Annotated in this window: 25 protein-coding genes and 1 pseudogene; 11 read left to right on the top strand and 15 right to left on the bottom strand. The window is 64.3% G+C overall.

What is annotated here, in order from left to right:
• Positions 1-7: 7 nt before the first annotated feature.
• The 3 genes from IVA79_RS05675 to IVA79_RS05665 all read right to left on the bottom strand — a co-directional run bounded on the left by IVA79_RS05675 (position 8) and on the right by IVA79_RS05665 (position 2,640).
• The gene (locus IVA79_RS05675) at positions 8-1,279 is read right to left on the bottom strand and encodes a GNAT family N-acetyltransferase (RefSeq protein ID WP_247550858.1); all 1,272 of its coding nucleotides are present in this window, start codon (positions 1,277-1,279) and stop codon (positions 8-10) included.
• Between the two features lie 141 nt (positions 1,280-1,420).
• Positions 1,421-2,167 carry a glycerophosphodiester phosphodiesterase gene (locus tag IVA79_RS05670; RefSeq protein WP_247550857.1) on the bottom strand — a complete coding sequence of 249 codons (747 nt, stop codon included), beginning with the start codon at positions 2,165-2,167 and terminating at the stop codon, positions 1,421-1,423.
• A gap of 5 nt (positions 2,168-2,172) precedes the next feature.
• Complete coding sequence (locus IVA79_RS05665; protein ID WP_018321130.1) at positions 2,173-2,640, bottom strand: RidA family protein; 468 nt, start codon at positions 2,638-2,640, stop codon at positions 2,173-2,175.
• Between the two features lie 250 nt (positions 2,641-2,890).
• Here IVA79_RS05665 and IVA79_RS05660 point away from each other — a divergent pair, with 250 nt between their 5' ends.
• The 3 genes from IVA79_RS05660 (at position 2,891) to IVA79_RS05650 (ending at position 4,788) form a co-directional block, all read left to right on the top strand.
• On the top strand, positions 2,891-3,736 hold the full coding sequence (locus IVA79_RS05660; RefSeq protein ID WP_247550856.1) for a cell envelope integrity EipB family protein: 846 nt from the start codon (positions 2,891-2,893) through the stop codon (positions 3,734-3,736).
• Between the two features lie 227 nt (positions 3,737-3,963).
• Positions 3,964-4,365 carry a RidA family protein gene (locus tag IVA79_RS05655; RefSeq protein WP_094891913.1) on the top strand — a complete coding sequence of 134 codons (402 nt, stop codon included), beginning with the start codon at positions 3,964-3,966 and terminating at the stop codon, positions 4,363-4,365.
• Positions 4,366-4,491: 126 nt separating this feature from the next.
• On the top strand, positions 4,492-4,788 hold the full coding sequence (locus IVA79_RS05650) for a hypothetical protein (protein WP_247550855.1): 297 nt from the start codon (positions 4,492-4,494) through the stop codon (positions 4,786-4,788).
• A 379-nt stretch (positions 4,789-5,167) separates the two neighbouring features.
• On the opposite strand, the gene IVA79_RS05645 is transcribed toward IVA79_RS05650, so the two are convergent.
• Both IVA79_RS05645 and IVA79_RS05640 read right to left on the bottom strand, forming a co-directional pair.
• Complete coding sequence (locus tag IVA79_RS05645) at positions 5,168-6,469, bottom strand: DNA polymerase IV (protein ID WP_247550854.1); 1,302 nt, start codon at positions 6,467-6,469, stop codon at positions 5,168-5,170.
• Positions 6,466-6,777, bottom strand: a complete 312-nt coding sequence (locus IVA79_RS05640) for a DUF3572 domain-containing protein (protein ID WP_247550853.1) — start codon at positions 6,775-6,777, stop codon at positions 6,466-6,468. The genes IVA79_RS05645 and IVA79_RS05640 overlap by 4 nt, the downstream gene beginning before the upstream one ends.
• A 242-nt stretch (positions 6,778-7,019) precedes the next feature.
• Here IVA79_RS05640 and IVA79_RS05635 point away from each other — a divergent pair, with 242 nt between their 5' ends.
• The gene (locus tag IVA79_RS05635) at positions 7,020-7,385 is read left to right on the top strand and encodes a response regulator (RefSeq protein ID WP_008566616.1); all 366 of its coding nucleotides are present in this window, start codon (positions 7,020-7,022) and stop codon (positions 7,383-7,385) included.
• Positions 7,386-7,399: 14 nt separating this feature from the next.
• Entirely contained in the window at positions 7,400-8,773 is a 1,374-nt protein-coding gene (locus tag IVA79_RS05630) for a PleD family two-component system response regulator (RefSeq protein WP_247550852.1), read from the top strand.
• A gap of 161 nt (positions 8,774-8,934) precedes the next feature.
• Here the strand turns inward: IVA79_RS05630 and IVA79_RS05625 are convergent, their stop codons facing one another.
• The gene (locus IVA79_RS05625) at positions 8,935-9,516 is read right to left on the bottom strand and encodes a TetR/AcrR family transcriptional regulator (protein ID WP_346658146.1); all 582 of its coding nucleotides are present in this window, start codon (positions 9,514-9,516) and stop codon (positions 8,935-8,937) included.
• A gap of 130 nt (positions 9,517-9,646) precedes the next feature.
• On the opposite strand from IVA79_RS05625, the gene IVA79_RS05620 reads away from it, so the two are divergent.
• Entirely contained in the window at positions 9,647-10,885 is a 1,239-nt protein-coding gene (locus IVA79_RS05620) for an MFS transporter (protein WP_247550850.1), read from the top strand.
• Positions 10,886-11,170: 285 nt separating this feature from the next.
• The gene (locus IVA79_RS05615; RefSeq protein ID WP_247550849.1) at positions 11,171-12,451 is read left to right on the top strand and encodes an amidohydrolase/deacetylase family metallohydrolase; all 1,281 of its coding nucleotides are present in this window, start codon (positions 11,171-11,173) and stop codon (positions 12,449-12,451) included.
• Positions 12,452-12,601: 150 nt separating this feature from the next.
• Here IVA79_RS05615 and rpmG read toward each other — a convergent pair whose 3' ends face one another.
• From rpmG to topA, 6 genes and pseudogenes are all read right to left on the bottom strand, one after another.
• Positions 12,602-12,769 (bottom strand): 50S ribosomal protein L33, encoded by a 168-nt coding sequence (gene rpmG / locus IVA79_RS05610; protein ID WP_007603295.1) that lies wholly within the window; start codon positions 12,767-12,769, stop codon positions 12,602-12,604.
• Positions 12,770-12,895: 126 nt separating this feature from the next.
• Positions 12,896-14,211: pseudogene (locus IVA79_RS05605) on the bottom strand (LLM class flavin-dependent oxidoreductase).
• Between the two features lie 335 nt (positions 14,212-14,546).
• Positions 14,547-15,299 carry an NUDIX domain-containing protein gene (locus IVA79_RS05600; protein WP_247550848.1) on the bottom strand — a complete coding sequence of 251 codons (753 nt, stop codon included), beginning with the start codon at positions 15,297-15,299 and terminating at the stop codon, positions 14,547-14,549.
• Positions 15,300-15,331: 32 nt separating this feature from the next.
• Complete coding sequence (locus IVA79_RS05595; protein ID WP_247550847.1) at positions 15,332-15,772, bottom strand: DUF983 domain-containing protein; 441 nt, start codon at positions 15,770-15,772, stop codon at positions 15,332-15,334.
• Positions 15,766-18,111, bottom strand: a complete 2,346-nt coding sequence (gene rnr, locus IVA79_RS05590) for a ribonuclease R (protein WP_247550846.1) — start codon at positions 18,109-18,111, stop codon at positions 15,766-15,768. Before rnr ends, IVA79_RS05595 begins: the two co-directional genes overlap by 7 nt.
• Before the next feature lie 20 nt (positions 18,112-18,131).
• A complete protein-coding gene (gene topA, locus IVA79_RS05585; protein WP_247550845.1) occupies positions 18,132-20,897 on the bottom strand; it encodes a type I DNA topoisomerase in 2,766 nt (921 codons plus the stop codon).
• A 227-nt stretch (positions 20,898-21,124) separates the two neighbouring features.
• On the opposite strand from topA, the gene IVA79_RS05580 reads away from it, so the two are divergent.
• On the top strand, positions 21,125-21,364 hold the full coding sequence (locus tag IVA79_RS05580) for a hypothetical protein (protein ID WP_247550844.1): 240 nt from the start codon (positions 21,125-21,127) through the stop codon (positions 21,362-21,364).
• 222 nt (positions 21,365-21,586) lie between these two features.
• On the opposite strand, the gene IVA79_RS05575 is transcribed toward IVA79_RS05580, so the two are convergent.
• Both IVA79_RS05575 and IVA79_RS05570 read right to left on the bottom strand, forming a co-directional pair.
• Positions 21,587-22,141: a flavodoxin family protein gene (locus tag IVA79_RS05575; RefSeq protein WP_247550843.1), complete on the bottom strand. Its 555-nt coding sequence runs from the start codon at positions 22,139-22,141 to the stop codon at positions 21,587-21,589.
• A 94-nt stretch (positions 22,142-22,235) separates the two neighbouring features.
• Positions 22,236-22,706: a helix-turn-helix domain-containing protein gene (locus tag IVA79_RS05570; protein ID WP_247550842.1), complete on the bottom strand. Its 471-nt coding sequence runs from the start codon at positions 22,704-22,706 to the stop codon at positions 22,236-22,238.
• 121 nt (positions 22,707-22,827) lie between these two features.
• Between IVA79_RS05570 and IVA79_RS05565 the strand changes: the two genes are divergently transcribed.
• Positions 22,828-23,601: an SDR family oxidoreductase gene (locus IVA79_RS05565; RefSeq protein WP_247550841.1), complete on the top strand. Its 774-nt coding sequence runs from the start codon at positions 22,828-22,830 to the stop codon at positions 23,599-23,601.
• Between the two features lie 149 nt (positions 23,602-23,750).
• The gene (locus IVA79_RS05560) at positions 23,751-23,933 is read left to right on the top strand and encodes a hypothetical protein (protein WP_247550840.1); all 183 of its coding nucleotides are present in this window, start codon (positions 23,751-23,753) and stop codon (positions 23,931-23,933) included.
• 65 nt (positions 23,934-23,998) lie between these two features.
• Here IVA79_RS05560 and IVA79_RS05555 read toward each other — a convergent pair whose 3' ends face one another.
• On the bottom strand, positions 23,999-24,607 hold the full coding sequence (locus IVA79_RS05555) for an FMN-dependent NADH-azoreductase (RefSeq protein ID WP_247550839.1): 609 nt from the start codon (positions 24,605-24,607) through the stop codon (positions 23,999-24,001).
• Between the two features lie 83 nt (positions 24,608-24,690).
• On the opposite strand from IVA79_RS05555, the gene IVA79_RS05550 reads away from it, so the two are divergent.
• Positions 24,691-25,137 (top strand): helix-turn-helix domain-containing protein, encoded by a 447-nt coding sequence (locus IVA79_RS05550; protein WP_247550838.1) that lies wholly within the window; start codon positions 24,691-24,693, stop codon positions 25,135-25,137.
• Position 25,138 lies beyond the last annotated feature (1 nt).

The raw sequence follows: 25,138 nt of genomic DNA, 5'->3' as shown, positions 1-25,138 counted from the left end.
CGAGGCGTCAAGGCGCCTCGTCGATGCCTTTGCGGAACGGGTCGAGCTCGGCAAGCTCCCGTCCGGCTTCCGCGACATAGGCGCGCTCGCGCTTGAGATAATCGTCGATGGCGCGGCGCAGGCCGGGATCGGCGATGAAGTGGGCGGAATGGGTGGTGCGCGGCAGGTAGCCGCGCGCGATCTTGTGCTCGCCTTGCGCGCCGGCCTCGACGTGATTCAGGCCGCGTTTGATCGCGAAATCGATCGCTTGGTAGTAGCAGACCTCGAAGTGCAGGAACGGATGATGCTCGACCGCGCCCCAGTTGCGGCCGAACAGCGTGTCCGAGCCGATGAAGTTGATCGCGCCTGCGATCCAGCGATCGTTGCGGCGGGCCATCACCAGCAGCACGTCCTCGCTCATGGTCTCGCCGATCAGCGAGAAGAACTCGCGCGTCAGATAGGGACGGCCCCATTTGCGCGAGCCGGTCTCCATGTAGAACATGAAGAAAGCATCCCAGGCGTCCTCGGTGATGTCTTTTCCTGTCAGCCAGTGGATGGTGATCCCTGCGGCGAGCGCATCGCGCCGCTCGCGCTTGATCGACTTACGGTGGCGTGAATTCAGCGTCGCCAGGAAGTCGTCGAAGCTCGCAAAGCCCTCATTGTGCCAGTGGAACTGCTGGTCGGTGCGCTGCAGGAAGCCGTGCTCGGCGAGCAGCTTCCATTCGGCCTCGCGCGCGAAGGTGACGTGGACCGAGGAGGCCTTGCTGACGCCGCACAGCGCCACCAGCCCGCTCGCCAGCGCCTCCATGATGCGCTCGCGATCGACGCCGTCGCGGACCAAGAGCCGCGGCCCGGTTGCCGGGGTGAAGGGAACCGAGACCTGGAGCTTCGGATAATAACGCCCGCCGGCGCGCTCATAGGCGTCCGCCCAGCCGCGGTCGAAGACGTACTCGCCTTGCGAATGCGATTTCAGATAGCAGGGCACGATTCCGGCGACGAGGCCGTCGATCTTGGCCACGAGATGCCGCGGGCCCCAGCCGGTGCGGATGGTTGCCGAACCCGATGTCTCCAGGGCGGAGAGAAACGCGTGCGAGACGAAGGGGTTATAGTCGGGTTTTAAGAGGCCGAGGGAATCGCCTGGAAGACCGGATGAGGTTCCCGGGTCATGCCCGTTGCAAACCCTTTCGTTAAAGGCCTTTTCGTGAACGGCCTTGCCGGGGCTGGCGCAGGCGTCCCAGTCCTCTGGCGATACCTCGCCAATGGACGGTACAGCCTCGAGGGTAATTTCGGATGATGCCATCGGGCCCAAGATCGTGCATTGCAGCAGCGACTTCAAGGGGTGCGGGAAGGAGCTCTCTCGTGCCGGACGCAGCGCAGCGCGCCCGGCGATGCGAAGCATCGTCCGGTGCGGTGCGCTGCAGAGCCGGGACACGGGCAGGGCCTACGGCACGAACCCTTCAAAAATCATCTGGTCCGCGTGCTGGCCGACCCGCGTCCGCTGCTCCCCCGTGCGCACCGTCCAGCCGAGCAGGGCGCAGCCGAAGACGTTGCGGGCGATCCAGGGGGCGGGGGCCGGGAGGTCGTCGACCCGAAAGGCGACGAAGTGGGGTTGGGTCCGAAAGCCGTGGCGCAGATACAGCATGCTGTCGCGCTGCTCCCGGGTCAGCTTGGCCCAGTAATCGTCCTCATAGGTCCGCTGCGCGACGATGCCGCGCGGACGGGAGGGCAACAGCTCGCGCAGCGCCAGCACCTGGTCGGGATCGAAGGACATGCCGACCGCGGGGCCGTCATAGGATGCCAGCACCTCCGCCATGCGCTTCACCAGCTTGCGATCGCCGCCAAAGTGGCTCTTCACCTCGATCACCAGCGGGACGCGGCCGGCGACGAGGGCGCAGAGATCGCTGAGCGACATCATCCGCTCAGGCGTGTCCTTGAACTTGATCGCCTTCAACTCCGCCGCGGTCCTTTCGACCACCTCGCCGGTCGCCTCGGTGAGGCGACCGAGGGCATGGTCGTGATGCACCATGGCCTCGCCGTCGGCGGAGAGCTGGATATCGACCTCGATCGAGAAATTGCCTGCGATCGCAGCTTGCACCGCGCCCGGCATGTTCTCGACGATGCCACGAGAGATGTCGTGCAGGCCGCGATGGGCGACCGGCCGGGCTGTCAGCCAATCCGGAGCGCGCATGCGCGTCAGGCGACCTCGAACACGCCGTCGACCTCGACCGCCGCATCGGCAGGCAGCGAGGCGACGCCGACAGTGGTGCGGGCATGTCGGCCCTTGTCACCGAAGGCGGCGACCATCAGGTCCGAGGCGCCGTTCAGCACCTTCGGCCCGTCCAAAAAGTCCGGCGCCGAGTTGATGAAGCCGCCGAGGCGCACCACGCGCACGACCTTGTCGAGGTCGCCGAGTGCGGCCTTGACCTGGGCCAGCAGATTGACCGCGCAGCCGCGCGCCGCCGCAGCGCCGTCCTCGATGGAGACGCCGGCACCCAGCTTGCCCTTGGCGATCAGCTTGCCGGCGGGATCGAAGCAGACCTGGCCGGAGACGAACAGCAGATTGCCGGTGCGCACGAACGGCACGTAATTGGCGACGGGCGTGGGAGCCTCATGCAGCTTGATGCCCTGTTCCGCCAGCTTCTGCTCGACCGTGCCTGCCATGTCCGACCTCATTGTCCAGAAAATCGTTCGCCCCGGCGCGTCCGCAAGGCGGCCGGGCGCGCCCTGTTTCGCCCATCGGGCCGCCACATGCAAGCAACCGGAAAGGGCTGCATTTTGTTGAGGCAGGGCAGGAGGTTCAACGCAAGGGCCGCAACTTTACGTGAAACGGCCTCAGTTGCGACGCAATGGAACGGTCATTAAAATGTCGAATCTGCGCTTCCTCAAGGATCTGCGCTCCCAAGGAACAGACATGGTGCACCTTTTCCGGACTTCGCTCGGTGTGATGGCGCTCGCGGCGGCTGCTTTCGGTCCCGGCGGCGTGGCACAGGCCGCCAACGGTCCGTTCCTGGCGCATCAAGCACTCTATGATCTCAGCCTGGTGAAATCGCGCTCCAATTCGGTCAACAGCGCCCGGGGCCGCATCCTCTACAATTTCACCGGCAACGCCTGTGAGGGCTACACTTCCGAATTCCGCCAGGTCTCCGAGCTCGACAGCGGCGAGGGCAAGGTCACGCTCAGCGACCTCCGCTCCAATTCCTGGGAGGACGCGGCCGGCAAGAGCTATCGCTTCAAGATCGAGACGCGCATGAACGAGGCGGATGCCGGCCGGGTCGATGGCTCGGCCGAGCGCGACGGCGACCACATCAACGTCAAGCTGAAGCTGCCGGCGCCGAAGAGTTTTACCCTCGACGGCAAGATCGTGTTCCCGACCGAGCAGATCCAGCGCATCATCGCGGCAGCCAACGAAGGCAAGTCGTTGCTCGAGCTGTCCGTCTATGACGGCTCCGACGACGGCCAGAAGGTCTACAATACGCTGACCGTGATCGGCCAGCCGATCCCCGCCGACCGTGCCACCGCGTCCGATCCGTCGACCTCGGACGAGCACATGAAATCGCTCAAGCGCTGGCCGGTCACCGTCAGCTATTTCGACCGCGACGCCCAGCAGAAAGAGGGCGAGCAGACCCCGGTCTACGCAATGGCGTTCGAGCTCTATGAGAACGGCGTCTCGCGCCAGCTCGTGCTCGACTACAACGACTTTGTCATTTCCGGCGCAATGGGCAAGTTCGACGTCAAGGACAGCAAGCCCTGCAATTGAGGGGGCGAATCCTCCCGCACGAGCAGGGCCGTAGGGTGGGCAAAGCGTAGCGTGCCCACGCATTCTCTCGATAGTCATTGATAGATGGCGGGCACGGCGCAAGTGCGCCTTTGCCCACCCTACGAGATCTCTCTTCGCCGCATTGCTCCTCGCCGTGACGGACTAGCTCTCGTCACACTCTCCAGCTACGCTCCCTCCCAACCAAAAACCTCAGGGAGGCAAGCACCATGCCCAAGCTCGATCATCTCCGTCCCAGCGGCCTGCATCACAATCCCGCTTATTCCCACGTCGTCACCGCCACGGGCGCGCGGACCATCTACATTTCGGGCCAGGTGTCGGTGGACGAGGAGGGGCGGATCGTCGGCGAGGGCGATATTGCCGCGCAGACGACGCAGGTGATGCAGAATCTCGGTCACGCGTTGAAGGCGGCTGGCGCGAGCTATTCCAACATCGTGAAGATCACGACCTTCGTCGTGAACTACAAGCCGGAGCTGCGCCCGATCATCGGCAAGGCCCGCTCCGCGTTCTTCGAAGGCATGGAGCCGCCCGCAAGCACGCTCGTCGGCGTCTCCGCGCTGGCCGCGCCGGAATGGCTGATCGAGATCGAGGCGATTGCGGTCGCGGATTGATCTGAATGTAGGATGGGTAGAGCGCAGCGAAACCCATCGACTTACGCCTTGGAAAGAGCTTGATGGGTTTCGCTGCGCTCTACCCATCCTACTCCGCTGAAATGGCTGATCGAAATCGACGCGCCAATGATTGAACCCATTTTGATCGTCGACGGGATGTTGTCTGGCACCGGAATCCGCGACGGCTCCGCTGGAGGTTATCTCGATCCTTTTAGAATTGGGATATCCGTGGATTTGGCAAAACGGATATCGAAGTGGGTGGCTGATTATGAGAATGCCCACTACCATCAGTTTAGCGACGCGGCCAAGAACGAAGAATTGGACGAGGAAGGCATCGCGATCGCACAGCAACTGCGACGTGAGAGTCCCGGCATCCGCGTTGAGTATTTCTCAAATGCTAAAATGCTGAAAATAGCAATCTAGTTCTTAGGATGGGTGGAGCCGGGGCGAAACCCATTACCCTTTGTCGGCGGACAAAGATCAAGTCATCCCGCGCGACAGAGTCTTGGCGACATACCTTTGTATATCTCCTCTAATCCTTCTCATACGCCGGTCTTACGCTGGTACAATTGAGCGACAGCGGGAGATTCTTACAATTTGAGTCCACTCGGTCACTGCGAGAAGGCTCAAATGAACGTCGTCATTGGAAAGCTCAACGGCTTGTGGCACCTCATCGTCGGGTCTTGTCAGATCCGAACGCCTTTCCTGGAAACTCAGGATCGGCAGTTGGTCGTTCAATATGCTCGGCGCGTCTATCCGGGTGCACGGATATTCGAACGCGACTGAGTTGAGCAGGGCTCGGTCACTCCTGCGCCTTCGGTCCCTCATACGCGATGCCGCGGATCACGGCGGCGCTGCCGAACTTCTTGCGCAGATTGTCCACCGCGCGCTCGGCGTGGGCGGGGCGGCGGTCGAGCATGTCGGTGTCGTCGGAGACCGAGCCGTCGCGCAGCGCGCTGACGCCTGCGCCCATCAGGCGGAAGGCGGTGCCGTCGATCTCTTTCGCCAGCATCTCGCGGCAGATCGCAAAGATTTTTGCGGCAAGCTGCGTCGGGGCGGCGATCGACTGCGAGCGGGTGCGCTGGCGAAAATCGGCGGTCTTCAGCTTCAGCGTGACGGTCGAGCCGGCGAGCTCGCCGCTCTTGAGGCGGGACGACGTCTTCTCGCACAGCCGCCACAAAATCTTCTCCAGCGTCGCGAAATCGCGGATGTCGGTCTCGAAGGTGGTTTCGCTGGAAATCGTCTTGGCGCCCCGGTCAGGCTCGACGCGGCGGTCGTCGATGCCGCGCGCGAGCCGCCACAGCCTGCGGCCGTCGCTCGGAAACTGCCGCATCATCTCGATCTCGTCGGCCTTCTGCAGGTCGGCGATGAGGCGGAAGCCGCGCTGGACCAGGCGCTCCTGCGTCGCCGGGCCGACGCCGAAGATGAAGCCGACCGGCTTGTCCGCCAGCATCACGCGCGCTTCCTCCTGGTCGAGCGCGGCAAAGCCGCGCGGCTTGTCGAGGTCGGAGGCGATTTTGGCCAAAAACTTGTTGCAGGACAGGCCGACCGAGACCGAGATGCCAATGTCGCGCTCGACCTCGCGGGCAAAGCGCGCCAGCACTTTTGCCGGGATCATGCCGTGCACCCGTTCGGTGCCGGAGAGATCGAGGAAGGCCTCGTCGATCGAGAGCGGCTCGACCAGCGGCGTCAGCGCCTGCATGGCCTGGCGCACCTCGCGGCCGACGCGCACATATTTCGCCATGTCGGGCGGGATCACGGTCGCATGCGGACAGGCCTCCAACGCCCTAAACATCGGCATCGCGGAGCGCACACCATAGGTGCGGGCGATATAGCAGGCGGCCGACACCACGCCGCGTTTTCCCCCGCCGATGATAACGGGCTTGTCGGCGATCTCAGGGTTGTCCCGCTTCTCGACCGTCGCATAGAAGGCGTCGCAGTCGATATGCGCGATGTTCAGCGTGGATAGTGACCGGTGGCGGACGAGGCGGGGGGAACCGCAGGCCGAGCAGCGCCGCACGCCCAAATTCTGCAAGCCGATGTCCAGATCGGCCAGACAATCCCGGCAGAAGCAGCGGGGCCCGGCCGGGTCGGGATTGGTCACGGCACGTCGCGCTCCCAGGAGGGGTCGCCGAGCGCGTCGCCGAGGACCTGCCGCGCTGCGGCAACGTTGGTCGGGTGCAGTTTCGCGGAGCTGGCAAAGGCCTTCACGGTGGCGTCATCGCGCAGCACGAAATCGAGCACGCTGAGCAGGAAATTGGGGTCCGAGGCGGCATTGCGCAGGGTCTCCGGACCCACCCCTGTCTCGGCCAGAAACAGGCCCAGCCGCTCGGGCTCGCTCGCGACGAAGGACAGGGCCTGAATCGCAACGATTTCAGCGACTTCGCGGGGGTTGTGAACAGGCTTTTTCAAGGGGACGGTTTGCCTTTCCGTTAACTTTCGGTCTCTAATTTGGAATCATCATGCCCGAGTCTCGGCCTCAAGTCTTCTGACCCCAGGCAAGCAACTGGAAACCACATCGCAGAAAGTCGACCCTCGGGTTTAACGAAACTCAAGCGAATCTGAGGCTAGTTTGAATCCAGTTTTCGAAGCGCCGGCGAGCGGCGCCTGAGGCGTCACATGTATGGGTCCTTCGGACCAATCAGGAGGGCGGGATGGCCAAGACCGTCCTGATCGTGGAAGACAACGAGCTCAACATGAAGCTCTTCCGCGACCTGTTGGAGGCGCACGGCTACCAGACCTCCGGCACCAGCAACGGCTACGAGGCGCTCGACCTCGTGCGCAAGATGCGGCCCGACCTCGTGCTGATGGATATCCAACTGCCGCAGGTCTCCGGCCTCGAGGTGACGCGCTGGATCAAGGACGATCCGGAGCTGCGCGCCATTCCCGTCGTCGCGGTCACGGCGTTCGCGATGAAGGGCGACGAAGAGCGCATCCGCGAGGGCGGCTGCGAGGCCTATTTGTCGAAGCCGATCTCGGTCGGCAAATTCATCGAGACGGTCCGGCGTTTCATCGGATAGGAAGTGAGTTCACAGTGTCCGCGCGTATCCTGGTCGTCGATGACGTCCCTGCCAACGTCAAACTCCTCGAAGCCCGCCTGTCCGCCGAATATTTCGACGTGATGACCGCCTCGAACGGCGCCGAGGCGCTGGCGATCTGCCATCGTGCCGAATGCGACATCATCCTGCTCGACGTGATGATGCCTGACATGGACGGGTTCGAAGTCTGCCGTCGGCTCAAGACGGATCCGGCGACGCATCACATTCCCGTCGTCATGGTCACCGCGCTCGACAGTCCCTCCGACCGCAATCGCGGGCTGGAGGCCGGCGCCGACGATTTCCTGACCAAACCCGTCTCCGACGTCGTGCTGATCGCGCGGGTGCGCTCGCTGACGCGGCTGAAGATGATGACGGACGAACTGCGCATGCGCGCCATCACCTCGCTCGAGATCGGCATGCAGGCGCCCGAGCGCAGCGCCGTGGCCGACACCGGCAAGGGCGGCCGCATCCTGCTGGTCGACGACCGTCAGTCCTCCTACGAGCGGCTGGCGACGATCCTCGCCGCCGAGCACACCATCGACGTCGAGCCGAACCCGACGGAGGCGCTGTTCCACGCCGCCGAGGGCAATTACGACCTCCTGATCGTCTCGCTCGATCTCAACAATTTCGACGGCCTCAGGCTGTGCAGCCAGGCGCGTTCGCTGGAGCGCACGCGCCATGTGCCGATCCTGGCAATCGCCGACCCCGAGAACTCGACGCGGCTGCTCCGCGGCCTCGAGATCGGCGTCAACGACTATTTGCTGCGTCCGATCGACAAGATCGAACTCCTGGCGCGCGCCCGCACCCAGATCCGCCGCCGCCGCTACACCGATCATTTGCGCGACAACGTGCAGAACTCGATCGAGATGGCGATCACCGACGCGCTCACCGGCCTGCACAATCGCCGCTACATGGAGAGCCATCTGGCAACGCTCGCCGAGCAGGCCGCGTCCCGCGGCAAGCCGCTGGCGCTGATGATCCTGGACATCGACTTCTTCAAGTCGATCAACGACAATTACGGCCACGACGCCGGCGACGACGTGCTGCGCGAGTTCGCGGTGCGGGTGCGCAAGTCGATCCGCGGCATTGATCTGGCCTGCCGCTACGGCGGCGAGGAATTCGTCATCGTGATGCCCGAGACCGATCTCCACGTCGCCGGCATGGTCGCCGAGCGCCTGCGCCGCTCGATCGCGGGCGAGCCGTTCGCGATCCACAAGGGCACCAAGCGCATCGAGGTCACGATCTCGATCGGCCTGACCACGCTGGAGCAGAAGGGCGAGGCGGTTGGCGAGGTGCTCAAGCGCGCCGACACCGCGCTGTATCGCGCCAAGCACGACGGCCGTAATCGGGTGGTGTCGCAGGCGGCGTGAGGCTGGCTGCACAACAAATTGCGAAAACAACCCCATGCACAGTAGCCGGCGCTAGCCGGATCAATGGGTTACGCGGGTGGCGAAGAGGCCTTGCGCTGGCGGTCGCGCCGTTTGACGTGTCGGGCAAAACAGGGGCATTTTGATAGGGTGACGGCGGTCCTCTAAACTGCGCTGTCATTCCCACCCACATCCACGCCCGCATTCCGCAGCAGCACCTTTGCCGCCTCCTTCGCGGCCCTTGCCATCGCCGGATCGTCGCGGACGAGGTCCTGGGCGATGGAGCCGTCGACCAGCAGGACCAGCTGCGTTGCGAGTGCATCCGCGTCCGTCACGCCGAGCTCGCTCAGCCGATCGCGAAACCAGAGGCGCCGGCTTTCCTTGAAGGCGACCGCGATCTTCTTCACGGCGCGGTCGGCAGGCCCGAGCTCGGCGACCGCGTTCACGAACGGGCAGCCGCGAAAATCCTTGGCCGCAAAGCGCCGCTCCAGCGAATCGAAGGTGGCAAGGATCTGCTCGGCCGGTGGCTTGTCGGACGGACGCTGAGCCACGAAGCGACGCTCGAGATAGGCCGCGATCAGCGCGTCCTTGGAGGGAAAGTGGTTGTAAAGCGTGCGCTTGCTGATGCCGACCTCGGCGGCGATGGTGTCGACGCCGATCGCGCGAATGCCTTGCAGATAGAACAGCTTGTCGGCGGTCTGAAGAATCCGCTCTTTCATCGTCTGTGGGGCGGGCGGGGGAGCCATGCAGCGGAATGCGTCCTGTTCGCTTGACAGCACCTGCCAATCATAGCCTAAGTACACAGGTCTGTGTAACCAAAATCAGCGGCAAAAGCAGACGACGGCCTTCGCGCCGTGCCCAAAAGGGAGAAGAAAAATGCCCCTGCTGCAGGTCCTGCGTCCGACATTGCCCATCCTGATCGGCGCCTCGATCATGCTGACGCTGAGCATGGGGCTGCGGCAGTCGCTCGGCATCTTCATGCAGCCGCTGACGCGTGACATCCACATTTCGATCTCGGATTTCACGCTGGCGCTGGCGGTGCAGAACCTCGCCTGGGGCTTTCTTCAGCCGCTCGCCGGCGCGATGACCGTGCGTTATGGCTTCCGCCCGATCATGATCGTGGGCTCGCTGATGTACATCGTCGGCCTCATTCTGATGGCGACCGCGAACGGGATGATCAGCATCATGATCGGCGCCGGCGTGCTGATCGGCACGTCGCTGGCCTGCACCGCTGCCGCGATCGCGATGTCGGTGGCGGCGCGCGCGGTCCCTGCGACGGTGCGCTCCACCGTGCTCGGCATCGTCTCGGGTGCGGGCTCGCTCGGCGCGCTGCTGTCGGCGCCGATCGGGCAGATGCTCAACGAGGGTTTTGGCTGGCGCATCGGCCTTGCCGGCTTCGTCGTCATGTCCGTGCTGATGATCCCCGCGGCCTGGTATGCCGGCCGCGTCGATCAGGTCCCGCTGCCCAAGCCCGCCGCCGACGACATCGGCGATGCAACCGCGATGTTGGCGACGAAGGCGGCGTTCGGCAACGCCTCCTTCGTGGTGATGACTTGCGCCTACCTCGTCTGCGGCATGCAACTGGTGTTCCTCACCACGCATCTGCCGTCCTATCTGGCGATCTGCGGCCTCGACCCGATGCTGAGCGCGCAGACGCTCGGCATGATCGGCGGCTTCAACGTGCTGGGCTCGCTGTTCTTCGGCTGGGCCGGCCAGCGCTGGAACAAGCTGGCGCTGCTCGGCGGCATCTACATCCTCCGCTCGCTCGCGCTCGCCTGGTACTTCATGCTGCCGGCAACGCCGTTCTCGACGCTGCTGTTCGGCGCCATCATGGGCTTCCTCTGGATGGGCGTCGGCCCGCTGGTCGCCGGCGCGGTCGCCGAGATGTTCGGCCTGCGCTGGCAGGCGATGATCCAGGGCCTCGCCTTCATGAGCCACCAGATCGGCAGCTTCCTCGGCGCCTACGGCGGAGGGCTGCTCTATGACGCGCTCGGCTCCTACACCACGGCCTGGCGCATCGGCGTGGCGCTGGGCCTGGCCGGCGGCATCGTGCAGGTGGCGTTCGCGCTGATCAGGCCGTCGCAGCCACCGACGCCGGTGTTGCGGACGGCGTAGCGTAGTCCGGGAAGGGGCTTACGATCGTCCGCTTGGGAGTTTGGAGCGGAAGACGCGCTGCGTCGTCGTGACCGGCAAACAAGTCACTTAGTCGTCGTTTTTCCGAGAAGGTTCATGCGGTTTGGGAAAATTTCGCGGCTCGCCAGACCTCGGATGCAGTCATAGGATCGGCCTCTCCGGGCGACGTGCTCCAGCTCCAATCAATTCATTCTGAATTCCTGCGTTGCCGCCGGCGACGGAGCTACTCGTCGAAGCTGCGAACAAAAAACTCGAGGGGGGACCATCATGTCCGCGTTATCGCGCCGCGATTTCCTGGCACTTTCCACATCCGCTGCAGCCGTCGGCCTCTCCGCGCCCGCGCAAGCCGCGATGGGGCCCAACGACAAGTACGATCTGGTGATCCGCGGCGGCGAGGTCCTCGACCCCAGCCAGTCGCTGCGCGCCAAACGCGATATTGGAATTCGCTGGGGCGTCATCGAAACGGTGCAGGAAACGATCCCCGCCGAGCGCGCGCTGAAGAGCATCGACGCGTCGGGCAAGCTCGTGATGCCCGGTCTCATCGATCTGCATTGTCACGTCTACCCTTACGGCTCGGCCATCGGCATTCCCGCCGACGAGCTGGTGCAATTCCAGGCGACGACCACCGTCGTCTCGGCGGGCGATGCCGGGGTCAACAATCTGGCGGCGCTGCGCCGGTTCATCGTGGCCCAGACGCGGGCGCGGATGTACGCCTTCGTCCATATCGCCAATAACGGCCTGTCGGCGTTCCCGGCCGCCGAGCTGTACAATATCGACGTCGCCCAGACCGAAGCCTGCGCGATGGCGCTCGCCGAGAACGCCGATTTCCTGCTCGGGGTCAAAGTGCGGATGTCGGAGAACGTGATCTACAAGCACGGGCTCGAGCCGCTGAAGCGCGGCATCCAGGCTTGCGAGATGTGCGGCTGGCCGGCCAAGATGATGGTGCATATTGGCGGCGTCGAGTCCAAGGAGCTGATGTCGCAGATTCTCGATCTGCTCCGCCCAGGGGACGTGCTGACGCACGCCTATTCGGGCGCCCCGAACATGACGAACGTCTTCACCAATATCGTTCAAGAGGGCAAACTGCTGCCTGCGGCTCTTGCGGCCAAGCAGCGCGGGGCCATGTTCGACGTCGGCCATGGCGGCGGCAGCTTCGATTTCACCGTGGCGGAAGTGGCGATCCCCGGCGGATGCACGCCGGACACGATCTCTTCCGATATCCATGTCTTCTCCGGCAATTCGCCGGGCATTCCATTCCTGCCCAACGTGATGAGCAAGTTCATGACGCTGGGCTTTACGCTGGAGCAGGTGGTCGCGATGGCAACCACGGCGCCGGCAAAGATCATCGGTCGCGCGCCGAAGATCGGCACGCTGCAGGTCGGTGCGCCCGGCGACGTCGCCATCATGGAGCTGGTGGAGGGGCCGGTCAGCTTCGTCGACACCCGCAACAACAAGAGGGAGGGCAAGGCGTATCTCAAGCCGATCCAGACCGTCATCAACGGGGTGCCCTTCGGCCGGCCTTATCAGGCGCCGTTCGCGGTGAGATAGCGAGCCGCTTCCTTGCTGATGGGTCCCGGCTCGGCGCCGCAGCGCAGGGGCGCTGCAGCGCATCCGGGACACGAGGTGGCACAAAATAGAACGGAGCCCGAAAGGGCCCCGCAAAATCTTCAACGCTTGCTGCGATCTTACTTGATCTTCTTACTTGATCTTGGCTTCGCGGAATTCGACGTGCTTGCGCGCGACCGGGTCGTACTTCTTCTTGACCAGCTTGTCGGTCATGGTGCGCGAATTCTTCTTGGCGACGTAGTAGAAGCCGGTGTCGGCCGAGGACACGAGCTTGACCTTGATGGTGACCGCTTTGGCCATGTTCTGAACCTCAGAATATCAGGGGAATCTGGAGCCGGCCAAAACGGCCCGCGTTGGCCGGCAACCTAGCCAGAAACCGCCTGATGTCAAGGTTTTACACCCCAAGAACCACCCAAAACGGCCCGATTAGGCCTCAAAGAACCGGTTTTTCGGCCGCGGCAGGCCCAGATTCTCCCTCAAAGTGGCTCCTTCGTACTCATTGCGGAAAATCCCGCGCCGCTGCAGCTCCGGGACCACCTTGTCGACGAAATCGTCGAGGCCGGCGGGCAGGAACGGGAGAAGCCGTCGGAGCCGCGCCCGACCAGCCATTCCTCCATCTGATCGGCAATGGTCTTGGCGGTGCCGACGAAGGACAACCCGCCATAGCCGCCGACGCGCTGGGCGAGCTGGCGCACGGTGAGCTTGTCGCGCTTGGCGAGGTCGACCATGCGCTGGCGGCCGCTCTTGCTGGCATTGGTCTCGGGAATCTCCGGCAGTTGTCCCTCCGGATCGAAGCCCGACGCATCGGTGCCGAGAATGACGGAGAGCGAGGCGATGGCGCTGTCGTAGTGCACGCGGCTGTCGAGCAAAGAGCGCTTCTCCTTGGCCTCGTCGACGCTGTCGCCGACCACGACGAAGGCGCCGGGCAGGATTTTCAAGTGCTCGGGATCGCGGCCGACTTTCTCCATGCGGCCCTTGATGTCGGCATAGAGCTTTTGTCCGTCGGCAAGGCTGCCGCCGCCGGTGAACACGGCTTCCGCGGTCTCGGCCGCGAGCTGCTTGCCGTCTTCCGAGGCGCCGGCCTGCACGATGACAGGCCAGCCCTGCACGGGGCGGGCGATGTTCAGGGGCCCGCGCACCTTCAGATATTTGCCGTTGTGGTCGAGCGTGTGCATCCTGGCGGGATCGAAGAACAGGCCGCTTTCGACGTCGCGTACGAAGGCGTCGTCGGCGAAGGAATCCCACAGACCGGTGACGACATCGTAGAACTCGCGGGCGCGCTTGTAGCGCTCGGCGTGCTCCATGTGGTCGTCGAGACCGAAATTCAGTGCCGCATCCGGATTCGAGGTGGTGACGATGTTCCAGCCCGCGCGGCCGCCGCTGAGATGGTCGAGGGAAGCGAAGCGGCGCGCGACGTGATAGGGCTCATCAAAAGTGGTCGAGCCGGTCGCGATCAGACCGATCCGTTCGGTGACGGCCGAGAGCGCCGACAGCAGCGTGAACGGTTCGAACGAGGTCACGGTGTGGCTGCGCTTGAGCGCGTTGATCGGCATGTTCAACACGGCGAGGTGATCGGCCATGAAGAAGGCGTCGAATTTGCCGGCCTCGAGCTTCTGGATCAGCTGCTTGATGTGCGAGAAGTTGAAATTGGCGTCGGGCCAGGCCCCGGGATAGCGCCAGGCTCCGGTGTGGATGCTGATCGGGCGCATGAACGCGCCAAGCTTGAGTTGCCGTTGTGCCATCGCCCGGTGTCCGTTCTTGGTGACGCTTGGGAAGACATAGGCATGCCCGGGAACTCCGCCATCGGGGGAGGCGGGAAGAATTTTTTGTTTTTTGAGGTGTGTTCAGCACAATTGCGTCATTGCATTTGACACCGTTGCCTGCGGCCATCCTTCGAGACGCCCGCCATTGGCGGGCCCTCAGGATGAGGACTGAAGGCGCGGCAACAGATTCAACGGGCTCGAATGCAACTCAGCCTCATCCTGAGGAGACCGCGAAGCGGTCGTCTCGAAGGACGAGGCGCGCGCTGGACGGTTGCCAAGAAGCAGTTTTGAGGCGCTTCCGCCGTAGTGATGGCCTAGCTCAAAACATCCTTCTGCATCTTGCCGCCGTAGAAATGGAAGAACGGCACCGGCGCATCGTGGCGGAGTGGGCCGGTGGCGAGGCGGGTGTGGAGCTCGTTGAGCACGTTACGCGTCATCGGATGCAGATCGGCCAGCGGCTTCGAACCAAGCTCGACCCAGACCAGCTCGACCAATTCGGCGTCGGCGTGGATCACGCCGTCGACGCGGTGGGTGATCGCGGAGGCATCCGCGGTGAAGAAGCGGGTGTCGAACCGTTTGACGCGGCCGGGCGGGGTGATCGCGCGGGCGATCAGGAACAGGCTGGAGGGATCGGGCAGCAGGCCTGCATCCGCAAACGGTTTCCAGGGGCCATCGAGCTTCGGTGTCTTGCCCTCGGCTCTGCGGCCGAGGCAGAGACCAGTCTCCTCGCAGGCCTCGCGGATCGCAGCAATGGCGAGCGACTTCGCGCGCGACGCCGGCGTCTTCGGGCTGCCCTTGGCGAGATTGGCCTCCAGCTCCGCGGTGATCGGCGCCGCACAGGGCACGCGATAGTCGGCCTTGTCGACGCGTCCGCCCGGGAAGACGAATTTCCCTGGCATGAACACCACCTTGTCGTGGCGCTTGCCGACCAGAACCTTCGGAATGGCGCCGCTGCGATCGACCAGGATCAGGGTCGCCGCATCCCTCGGGCGGAAATAGGGATGGTGATCGGCTTCCTTCTCCTCGTGAACGTTTGCTTTCTCCGCGACTTGCGCCATATCCGTCATGTCCTCACCCGAACTGTTCTTGCTTATTTGGCTTAGACAGGCGGAATACCATCCGGAGGGTTCTCGTCAAACCCGTGCATGCGCAGAGCCCATTGCAAGCCGACCACAGCTCCCTTGACCGGCTGCAGCAGCGCGAGCGAGGCCACGAAGGTGAAGGGCAGATAGGCTGCGAAGCTGATCCAGACCGGCGTCGTGTAGTTGGTCTCGATCCAGAGAATGGCCGGCACCACGATGTGGCCGACGATGACGATGACGAGATAGGCGGGCAGATCGTCGGCGCGGTGCGGCGTGAAATCGAGGCCGCATGTGGCGCAATCGTCGGCCGTTTTCAGGAAGGCCCGGAACAGCTTGCCTTCGCCGCAGCGCGGACAACGACCGCGAAAGCCGCGCTTCATCGCCGTCCAGAGATCGCGCTTCTCGACGAGCCCGGTCTCGCGCGTCCAGATTTTTGGGGCCGTGCTCATCGTCACCATGCTTTGCCCTTCTTGCCCTTGGTTTTTCCCTTGTTCTTGCCCTTCTTCGCTTTGCCGGATTTTGACTTCTCCGGCTTGCGTTTTCTTTCCGGGCTGCGTCCGGGATGCGCCTTGAACGAGGGACGGCGCTGCGGGCCTTGCCGGCGGCTGCGCGGCGTGGTTTCGCTGGCCGAGCCCAAGAGTTCGAAGCGCAGCGCGCCCGCGATCGGGGCTGCCTCGATCAGGCGGACGTCGACGACGTCACCGAGCTGATACATGGTGCCGCTGCGGGTGCCGACGAGGGCGTGCCGGCCCTCGTCATAGTTGAAATATTCCGTGCCGAGGGATCGGATCGGGATCAGACCGTCGGCGCCGGTCTCGCTCAGCTTGACGAACAGGCCGGCGCGCGTGACGCCGGAGACGCGGCCCTGGAAGCTGGCGCCGATGCGGTCGGCGAGATGGTGCGCGATCAGGCGGTCGACGGTCTCGCGCTCCGCCTTCATGGCGCGCCGCTCGGTCACCGAAATATGGGCGGCGACTTCGCCGAGCGATTCCGGCGTCTCGCTGTCGGGCAGGGCGCCTTCGCCGAGGCCGAGCGCGCGAACCAGCGCGCGGTGTACGACGAGGTCGGCATAGCGGCGGATCGGCGAGGTGAAATGCGCGTAGCGGCGCAAATTCAGGCCGAAATGACCGTAGTTCTCGGAGGAATATTCGGCCTGCGCCTGGGCGCGCAGCACGACCTCGCTCACCAGCGGGTAATAGTCGTGGCCTTCGAGTTGGGCCAGCACGCGGTTGAACAAGGTGGGGCGCAGCGCGCCTGATTTGGTGAAGGGGACGTCGAGCGTCTCAAGAAATTCACTGAGCGCGTGGACCTTCTCCAAGGTCGGCTCGTCATGCACGCGGTAGATCAGCGGCAGCGACTTCTTCTCGAGCATCTCGGCCGCGGCGACGTTGGCGAGGATCATGAACTCCTCGATCAGCTTGTGCGCATCGAGCCGCTCGGGGACCACGACGCGATCGACCGTGCCGTCGCTCTTCAAGAGGATCTTGCGCTCGGGCAGATCGAGATTGAGCGGATCGCGCTCGTCGCGCGCGCGCTTGGCGCAGGCATAGGCGGCATAGAGCGGCCTCAGGATCGGATCGAGCAGGGGGCCGGTGGTGTCATCCGGTCGTCCGTCGATCGCGGCCTGCGCCTGCGCGTAGCTCAGCTTCGCGGCCGAGCGCATCAGGATGCGATGAAAACTGTGCGAGCGCTTGCGGCCGTCGGGGCCGAGCACCATGCGCACCGCGAGCGCACCGCGCGGCTCGCCCGGCACCAGCGAGCAGAGATTGTTGGAGATGCGCTCGGGCAGCATCGGCACGACGCGGTCGGGGAAATAGACCGAGTTGCCGCGGTCGAGCGCGTCGCGGTCGAGCGCGGTGCCCGGCCGGACGTAGAAGCTCACGTCGGCAATCGCGACGTTGACGATGAAACCGCCTTTGTTGTTGGGATCAGGGTCGGGTTCGGCATGTACAGCGTCGTCGTGGTCTTTCGCATCCGGCGGATCGATGGTGACGAGCGGCACGTCGCGCCAGTCCTCGCGCCCCTTGAGATTCGCGGGCTCCGCCGCTTCCGCATCGCGCATCGCGGCGGGCGAGAATTGCAGCGGGATGTCGTGCGCGTAGATCGCGATCAGGCTGATCGCCTTTTCCGACTTGACCGAGCCGAGCTTCTCTTTCACGCGGCCGGACGCCAGCCCAAAGCTGCGCGTGCGGACGATGTCGACGCTGACGAGGTCACCGTCCTGCGCACCGTGCGTATCGGCCGCTGCAATGTTCAGCTCGCGGTCGGCAGCCTTCTTGTCGACGGGCACGAGGCGGCCGCCGCCTTCGGGGAGCGCGCGAAACACACCGAGGATACGGCTCTTCGACTTGTCGAAGACCTTGATGACGTGGCCGCGATAGGCCGGGCCTTCCTCGTTGCTCGGCTCGACGCGCAGCAGCACGCGGTCGCGAACACCGGCGACGGTGCCGGGCTTCGGCCGGCGCGGCATCAGGATGCGGATCTTCGGCGGCTCGCCGCTCTCGACCTCGTCCCATTCGGTGGGGGAGGCGATCAATTCGCCGTCGGAGTCGCGTCCCGTAATGTCGGCGACCAGTGTCGACGGCAGCGCGTCCGGCTCGGACACCTTGTGACGCTTTTTCTTGATGGTTCCGTCATCGGCGAGCTCGCGCAGCATGCGCTTGAGCTCGACGCGATCGGCATTCTTCAGGCCGAACTCACGCGCAATTTCGCGAGTCCCCACCTTTCCTGGATTTGCCTTGATGAAGGCGACGATGGCTTGCCGGTCGGGAAAGCCACGGTCATTCTTGCGTTTCACTTAACCTCTAATTCTTGATCTCAAGTCTTGCCGGCACTCTTCTTGGCCGGAGCCTTGCTGGCGGCGGCCTTGGTCGGCGACGCCTTTGTGGCAGAAGTCTTGGCCGACGACGGTACGGCGGCGCGCGCCTTGCTGGTGGATTCGGTTTTCGATTTGGCCGCGGCTTTCTTCGCGGCCGGTTTCTTCGGCTTTGGCGCGGCGTCCTCGCCGTCCGCGGCCTTGCCTGCAGTCTTCTTGGCCTTGGCGGGCTTCGCCGCCTTCTTCGCCTTGGTCTTGCCGCCGCCCTTGGCCGCGCGCTCGTCGATCAGTGCGATCGCCTGCGGCAGCGTGACGGTGTCCTTTTCGAACTCGGCGGGGATCGTCGCATTGACGCCGCCCGCGGTGACATAGGCGCCGTAGCGGCCGCTCTTGACGGTGACGGTGCCGAGCGTCGGATGGTCGCCGATCGCCTTGCCGGGATCGGCGCCGAAGCGGCGGCTCGGGCCCTTGGCGACCTTCTCCGCGATCAGCGTCACCGCGCGGTTGAGGCCGATGTCGAACACCTCGTCGCCGGCCTCGAGGCTGGCATAGGTTTTCTCATGCTTCACGAACGGCCCGAAGCGGCCGAGGCCGGCGGTGATGGGCTGGCCGGTTTCCGGATGCTTGCCGATCTCGCGCGGCAGCGACAACAGCTTCAGCGCAAGCTCAAGATCGACATCGCCGGGCGAGGTGCCCTTCGGGATTCCGGCGCGCTTCGGCTTCTCGCCTTCCTCATAATCCTTCTGTTCGCCGAGCTGGATATAGGGGCCGAAACGGCCGGCCTTGACCCAGACATCGCGGCCCGTCTCGGGATCCTGGCCGAGCGAGCGGTCGGCGCTGGCTTCGCCGTCGGCGGCGAGCTGGCGGGTGTAGCGGCACTCCGGATAGTTCGAGCAGCCGACGAAGGCGCCGAACTTGCCGGCCTTGAGGTTGAGCCGGCCGGTGCCGCAATTCGGGCACTGCCTGACATCGCCGCCGTCGGCACGCGGCGGATAAATGTGCGGCCCCAGCATCTCGTCGAGCACGTCGAGCACCTGCGCGACGCGCAGATCCTTGATGTCGTCGACGGCGCCGATGAAGCCGGTCCAGAAATCCTTCAGCACCTGCTGCCAGGAGATCTCGTTGTTGGAGATGCGGTCGAGCTGCTCTTCCAGGCCCGCGGTGAAGTCGTATTCGACATAGCGGCTGAAGAAGCTCTCCAGGAACGCGATGACGACGCGGCCCTTGTCCTCGCCATGCAGGCGCTTCTTCTCCAGCTTGACGTAACCGCGGTCCTTCAGAACCTGCAGGATCGAGGCATAGGTCGAGGGCCGGCCGATGCCGAGCTCTTCCATGCGCTTGACCAGCGAGGCCTCGGAGAAGCGCGGCGGCGGCTCGGTGAAGTGCTGGGTGACGGACAGGCTCTGCCGCTTGAGCGCGTCGTTCGGGCTCATCGCGGGCAGGCGGCGGGAATCCTCGTCCTCCTCGTCGTCGCGGCCTTCCTGGTAGAGCGCGAGGAAGCCGTCGAACTTGACGACCTGACCGGTGGCGCGCAGCTCCAGCGTGCGGGAGCCTGCCTTCGCCGTGATGTCGACGGTGGTGCGCTCGAGCTCGGCCGATTCCATCTGGCTCGCGATGGTGCGCTTCCAGATCAGCTCATAGAGTTTCGCCTGATCGGCATCGAGCCTGCGGCTCATGCTGGCGGGGCGGCGGGACATGTCGGTCGGGCGGATCGCTTCGTGGGCTTCCTGCGCGTTCTTGGCCTTGGCCTGGTACTGGCGCGGGGCATCCGGCACATAGGCATTGCCGTAATCCTCGCCGATCACCTTGCGCGCCTGGGTGATCGCCTCGGGCGCGATCTGCACGCCGTCGGTACGCATATAAGTAATGAGTCCGGTGGTCTCGCCGCCGATGTCGATGCCTTCATAGAGGCGCTGGGCGATGCGCATCGTGTGCGCCGGCGCAAAGCCGTATTTGCGGCTGGCTTCCTGCTGCAGCGTCGAGGTGGTGAAGGGCGCCTGCGGATTGCGCCGGGCCGGCTTGGCGTCGACCGCGGTGACGGCGTAGCTGGCGGTTTCCAGCGCTTTCTTGAAGTCCTCGGCTTCCGCGCCGGTGCCGATGTCGAGGCGCTGGATCTTCTTGCCGTCGGCGCCGACGAGGCGGGCCTCGAACGCATCGCCACGCGGGGTCAGAAGCGTCGCGATCAGCGACCAATATTCGCGCGCGACGAACTTCTCGATCTCGAGTTCGCGGTCGCAGACGAGGCGCAGCGCCACCGACTGCACGCGGCCGGCGGAGCGGGCGCCCGGCAGCTTGCGCCACAGCACGGGGGAGAGGGTGAAGCCGACGAGATAGTCGAGCGCGCGGCGCGCCATATAGGCGTCGACCAGCGCGCCGTCGATCTGGCGCGGATGCTTCATCGCGTCCGAGACGGCCTGCTTGGTGATGGCGTTGAACACCACCCGCTCGATCTTCTGGTCCTTCAGTGCGCGCTTTTCCTTCAGCACCTCCAGCACGTGCCAGGAGATGGCCTCACCCTCGCGATCAGGGTCGGTGGCGAGAATCAGGCGATCGGCGTTCTTCAGGGACTTGGCGATGTCGTTGAGCCGGCCGGCGGCCTTGGGGTCGACCTCCCAGATCATCTTGAAATTGGCGTCGGGATCCACGGAGCCGTTCTTCGCGGGCAGGTCGCGGACATGGCCGAACGAGGCCAGAACCTCGTAGGACGAGCCCAGATATTTGTTGATCGTCTTGGCTTTCGCCGGCGACTCCACAATGACGATATTCATGTAGTTCCAGTAACTTATGGGAAAATCTTGGGCCGAAAACGAAAGGACTCGGGTCGGCCGTTTCGACCCGAACATGGGTGGTGAGGCCGTTCCTGTCAAATCGGGCGCTGTTGAAAGCCGCCACGATGGGAAAAGTTTCATATCGAGAAAGTTGCAGAATACCACCTTGGAGTTGCGGCCGATGTCGGCGTAAGGTTCTGCGGGGCATGGATTCGGGGTGGGGTCTGGTGACTAGGCCAGGAAAGAAACGGGCGCGCGCCGCTATCGGCGTGCCGGGGGGCTCGCGCCACGAGGAACCGGGCGAGGGCGGGGCGGATGAGGCGGTCGCCTTCATTGCCGAGCAGACGGCTGCCCTACGCAAGCTCGCCGAGCGCCACAAGCTGCACGTGTTACATTATTTATTGGGCATGACGCAGCTCGAAGCGGACGAGCACTTGAGACTGCGGAGCAAGCGCAAGCTGTCGTAGCGGCGGGGCTTTCTATCAAACCCCGTCATCCTGAGGCGCGAACGCCGCGATGTGCAGCATTGCGCCGGGAGCCTCGAAGGATGAACGGCCGAGATGCTGCGGGGCCGTCGCCCTTCGAGGGCCGCTGAAGAAGCGGCCGCCTCCAGCGACAACGGCTTCGCCGTTGCGCGGGGGTGACGGGATAAGCGTTAAGTGCGCCGCTCTAACCTCGTGACGGTGGGGTTAGCCGTTGCGGCTTGCCATTGTCGCCAATCGCTGGCCGAGATATTCGGCCGTGCTGACGTCGCTTTGCGGTAACAAGCCGCCAACCAAGTGTGTCGCCAAGCCAAGTTGGCTGCCCAAACGATTCCGGCCGCTCAGATCCTCCCCGCCCGGAATATCCAGTCCGCACCAGAGCATGCCATGCTGAGCAGCCAGAATGGAGAAGTAGGTCAAGGTGTGGAGTTGGTCGCCCCCGGCGAGAGCACCTGTGGTGAACCCGGCCGCGAACTTGTTGGCCCAGCGCTGCTGGGTCCATCTGTCACTTGAAGCGTCTGCGAAGGCTTTGAACTGCGCCGCTGCTCCGCCCATGTAGGTCGGGCTGCCAATGGCGACCGCGTCGGCGCGGTCGATCGTCTCCAGCAACCGCTCATTCTGGAAGCGACCCGACACAATGTCGTCGCCGGCGATGCGGCAAAGCGCGATCTCCGCCATTTCAGCGGCTCCGCGCGCCACAGCATGCGCCAGTTTCTCGGTGGTGCCGGAGATGGAAAAGTGGACGATGGCGAGCAGGGGCATGGTGGTGCCACGTTGAGGTGTCAGTCATCTTTGACGATGTCTGTGTTTTCGCACAAGCTACGCTCGCAATGACGGTGGAGGAAACAGCTCGGTCTCATCCTGCCGACCGCCGTCGCGGCGCCGGCCGCGGCTTCAGCGTCGTGTCGGCGGAGCTGAGCAACCGTCCATCCTCCGCGCGTAATTCCAGCTTCTTCACCGGGCGGCCTTTGGCGCGGTCGACCAGGATGGTCGCAATCTCCTCCGGGCGGTCGTCGAACGCCTCGCTCCATTGCCGCAGCGCCACCAGGATGGGGAAGGTGCCGCGACCCTTTGGCGTCAGCACATATTCTTGATAAGCGCTGCCGTCGGAGGCGGGGGCGATTGCCAGAATGCCGTGATCGACCAGCGCGCGCAGCCGCGCCGACAGGATGTTCTTGGCCATGCCGAGCTTGTTCTGAAACTCACCGAAGCGGCGCTGGCCGGACAGCGCCTCACGGATGATCAGCAGCGACCACCAATCGCCGATCGCGTCCAGCGCCCGCGCGACCGGGCAGGCATCGCCTTCGAAGCTCGTTCGTTTCACCATCACCTTCGTCCTATCGCGTTCGCACGGCGTCGGCGCCGATCACGCGCTTGTGTGGTTGCATCATAAAACCATATGCCCTAGATGGCAATCTGGTTTTATGATGCAACCATTGGAGGCGAGCGTGAGACTGAAGAACAAGACGGCCCTGATCACCGGCGGCAACAGCGGCATTGGCCTTGCGACCGCAAAACTGTTCGTGGCCGAGGGCGCGAAAGTGGTGGTCACCGGGCGCAACAAGGAGACGCTGGCAGCAGCCGCGAAGGAGCTCGGACCGAATGCGCTCGCGCTCGCCGCCGATGCCACTGACATCGCCGCGACGGAAGCTGCGATCAAGCAGGGCGCCGAAAAATTCGGCAAGTTCGACATCGTGTTCGCCAATGCCGGCATTGCCGGCGGCACGCCGCTGGGATCGGCAACGCTGGATGTGTTCGAGAAGGTCATCAGCACGAACCTCACGGGCGTGTTCTTCACGGTGCAGTCAGCGCTGCCTCATCTCAACGACAATTCCTCGATCATCCTCAACGGCTCGGTGATCTCCGTGCTCGGCATTCCCGGCTACTCGGCCTACGGTGCCGCGAAGGCCGGCGTGCGCGCGATGGCGCGGATCATGGCTTCGGAGCTGTCGCCGCGCGGCATTCGCGTCAATGTCGTGGCGCCAGGCGCGACCCGTACGCCGATCTGGGGACCTGCGACCGCGACGCCCGAAGCCGAGAAGGCGTTCGAGCAGCGGATCGCGCTGTCGACGCCGCTCGGCCGCATCGGCGAAACCGATCACGTTGCGAAGACGGTGCTGTTCCTGGCCTCGGATGATTCCGCGCATGTGCAGGGCCAGGAAATCTTCGTCGACGGCGGCGCGGTGGCCTCGCCGAGCGGCGCGCCGATCTATCGCGGCTGATCAAATCCAGTGCAAATTGAATCGGCCGGCGCGGTGCGCCGGCCGGCCCCGACGGTCTTGTAGATGCATTGACGGAACCTATGTGTGAGGCGTTGAACCTTCGCGCCAGCTTACGGGCAGGACAGACTCACTATCTAAAGGAGTCGGTTATGACGAAAGCAGCCCGCATTTTCTCGTCGATTTCATCACCGCGCGTTCACACCGAAAGATCCGCCGTTCGGGCCAAGCGTTCCGACACGTCTGAGTTCGTCGCCGTCGCGTTGTTCTCCGGGATCGGCCTGTTCGTCTCACTCGTTGCCGTGATCCTGGGCATGCAGGGCGTCTGGGTTTAGCTTTGCGGATCGCGCGAGCCGTCAGCCGCCGCGCAATCCGGCGGCGGCTGATTTCGGCGGGGCCTTCAGGCTGCGCGCAGGCTGGTCGCGGCCTGGAGCGCGCCGGCGAGCGCCTTCTCGCGATGATCCGGGCCGACCTGGATTCCGTCGGCAATGATGAATTCGGCATCATGGATGCCCATGAAGCCGAACACGCCGCGCAGATAGCTTTCGAGATGCTCCAGCGCCGCGACCGGCGATCCTGCGCCATAATAGCCGCCGCGCGAGATCGCCACGATCACCCGCTTGCCGCCGGCAAGGCCCTGCGGTCCATTCGCCCCGTAGCTGAATGTCTTGCCCGCCACCAGGATGCGGTCGATCCAGGCCTTGAGCTGGCTCGGAATGGTGAAATTGTACATGGGCGCGCCGACCACGACGATGTCGGCGGCCAGGAACTCGTCCAGCACCGCCGCGCTCGCGGCGAGGTCGGAGCTGAGTTCCGCCGGCGCGGGGGCGCCTTGCGCGGCCGCAAGGTGCGAGCCGGAGAGATGGGCGAGCGGGGTCTCAGTCAGATCACGATAGGTAATGTCCAGCGCGGGTGTCGCCTGGCGCAGCCGGTCGACAATGGCGGCCGAGACCTGCCTGGAGACGGAGTGGGGGCCGAGCACGCTGGAGTCGAGATGGAGGAGTTTCATTTGGGGTCACCCTGGTATAGATTTGTAACCCGGACTACATGAGTGACTGTCGAAATCCCCGCAAGAACGCACTTTTTTGAGCCATGGACACATTATTGAAACCTGCTCACACCGATTTGCCTGCCTCGCCGAGGCTGGATCCAGGTCCTGATCAAAAGCCGGATCAAAGGCCGGATCCCAACCATGCGGACTGCCGCGGGGTCGCCTCCGTGCTGTCCCGCGTCGGCGACAAATGGAGCGTGTTCGTCATCATGATGCTGAGCGACGGGCCGAAGCGCTTCAATGAGCTGAAGCGCATGATCAACGGCATCTCGCAGCGGATGCTGACCCTGACGCTGCGCGGCCTCGAGCGCGACGGCCTCGTCACGCGCACCATCTTCCCAACCATCCCGCCGCGCGTGGACTATGAGCTGACCGATCTCGGCCGCGGATTGCAGCAGCCGGTGAAGGCGCTCGGGGAGTGGGCGATCGAACATTTGTCGCAGATCGAGGCGGCACGCACGCGGTTCGATCGGCGCAACGACGGGTAGC

This window comes from Bradyrhizobium sp. 138 (assembly GCF_023074075.1).
Lineage (GTDB): Bacteria > Pseudomonadota > Alphaproteobacteria > Rhizobiales > Xanthobacteraceae > Bradyrhizobium.
The sequence above is the reverse complement of the archived record's forward strand: the minus strand, read 5'-3'. Positions and strand labels throughout refer to the sequence as shown.

Excerpts from the sequence above, each read along its gene's own strand:
- IVA79_RS05675 (WP_247550858.1), bottom strand. The coding sequence starts at position 1,279 with ATGGCATCATCCGAAATTACCCTCGAGGCTGTACCGTCCATTGGCGAG.
- IVA79_RS05670 (WP_247550857.1), bottom strand. The coding sequence starts at position 2,167 with ATGCGCGCTCCGGATTGGCTGACAGCCCGGCCGGTCGCCCATCGCGGC.
- IVA79_RS05665 (WP_018321130.1), bottom strand. The coding sequence starts at position 2,640 with ATGGCAGGCACGGTCGAGCAGAAGCTGGCGGAACAGGGCATCAAGCTG.
- IVA79_RS05660 (WP_247550856.1), top strand. The coding sequence starts at position 2,891 with ATGGTGCACCTTTTCCGGACTTCGCTCGGTGTGATGGCGCTCGCGGCG.
- IVA79_RS05655 (WP_094891913.1), top strand. The coding sequence starts at position 3,964 with ATGCCCAAGCTCGATCATCTCCGTCCCAGCGGCCTGCATCACAATCCC.
- IVA79_RS05650 (WP_247550855.1), top strand. The coding sequence starts at position 4,492 with ATGATTGAACCCATTTTGATCGTCGACGGGATGTTGTCTGGCACCGGA.
- IVA79_RS05635 (WP_008566616.1), top strand. The coding sequence starts at position 7,020 with ATGGCCAAGACCGTCCTGATCGTGGAAGACAACGAGCTCAACATGAAG.
- IVA79_RS05625 (WP_346658146.1), bottom strand. The coding sequence starts at position 9,516 with ATGGCTCCCCCGCCCGCCCCACAGACGATGAAAGAGCGGATTCTTCAG.
- IVA79_RS05620 (WP_247550850.1), top strand. The coding sequence starts at position 9,647 with ATGCCCCTGCTGCAGGTCCTGCGTCCGACATTGCCCATCCTGATCGGC.
- IVA79_RS05615 (WP_247550849.1), top strand. The coding sequence starts at position 11,171 with ATGTCCGCGTTATCGCGCCGCGATTTCCTGGCACTTTCCACATCCGCT.
- rpmG (WP_007603295.1), bottom strand. The coding sequence starts at position 12,769 with ATGGCCAAAGCGGTCACCATCAAGGTCAAGCTCGTGTCCTCGGCCGAC.
- IVA79_RS05600 (WP_247550848.1), bottom strand. The coding sequence starts at position 15,299 with ATGACGGATATGGCGCAAGTCGCGGAGAAAGCAAACGTTCACGAGGAG.
- IVA79_RS05595 (WP_247550847.1), bottom strand. The coding sequence starts at position 15,772 with ATGGTGACGATGAGCACGGCCCCAAAAATCTGGACGCGCGAGACCGGG.
- topA (WP_247550845.1), bottom strand. The coding sequence starts at position 20,897 with ATGAATATCGTCATTGTGGAGTCGCCGGCGAAAGCCAAGACGATCAAC.
- IVA79_RS05575 (WP_247550843.1), bottom strand. The coding sequence starts at position 22,141 with ATGCCCCTGCTCGCCATCGTCCACTTTTCCATCTCCGGCACCACCGAG.
- IVA79_RS05570 (WP_247550842.1), bottom strand. The coding sequence starts at position 22,706 with ATGGTGAAACGAACGAGCTTCGAAGGCGATGCCTGCCCGGTCGCGCGG.
- IVA79_RS05560 (WP_247550840.1), top strand. The coding sequence starts at position 23,751 with ATGACGAAAGCAGCCCGCATTTTCTCGTCGATTTCATCACCGCGCGTT.
- IVA79_RS05555 (WP_247550839.1), bottom strand. The coding sequence starts at position 24,607 with ATGAAACTCCTCCATCTCGACTCCAGCGTGCTCGGCCCCCACTCCGTC.
- IVA79_RS05550 (WP_247550838.1), top strand. The coding sequence starts at position 24,691 with ATGGACACATTATTGAAACCTGCTCACACCGATTTGCCTGCCTCGCCG.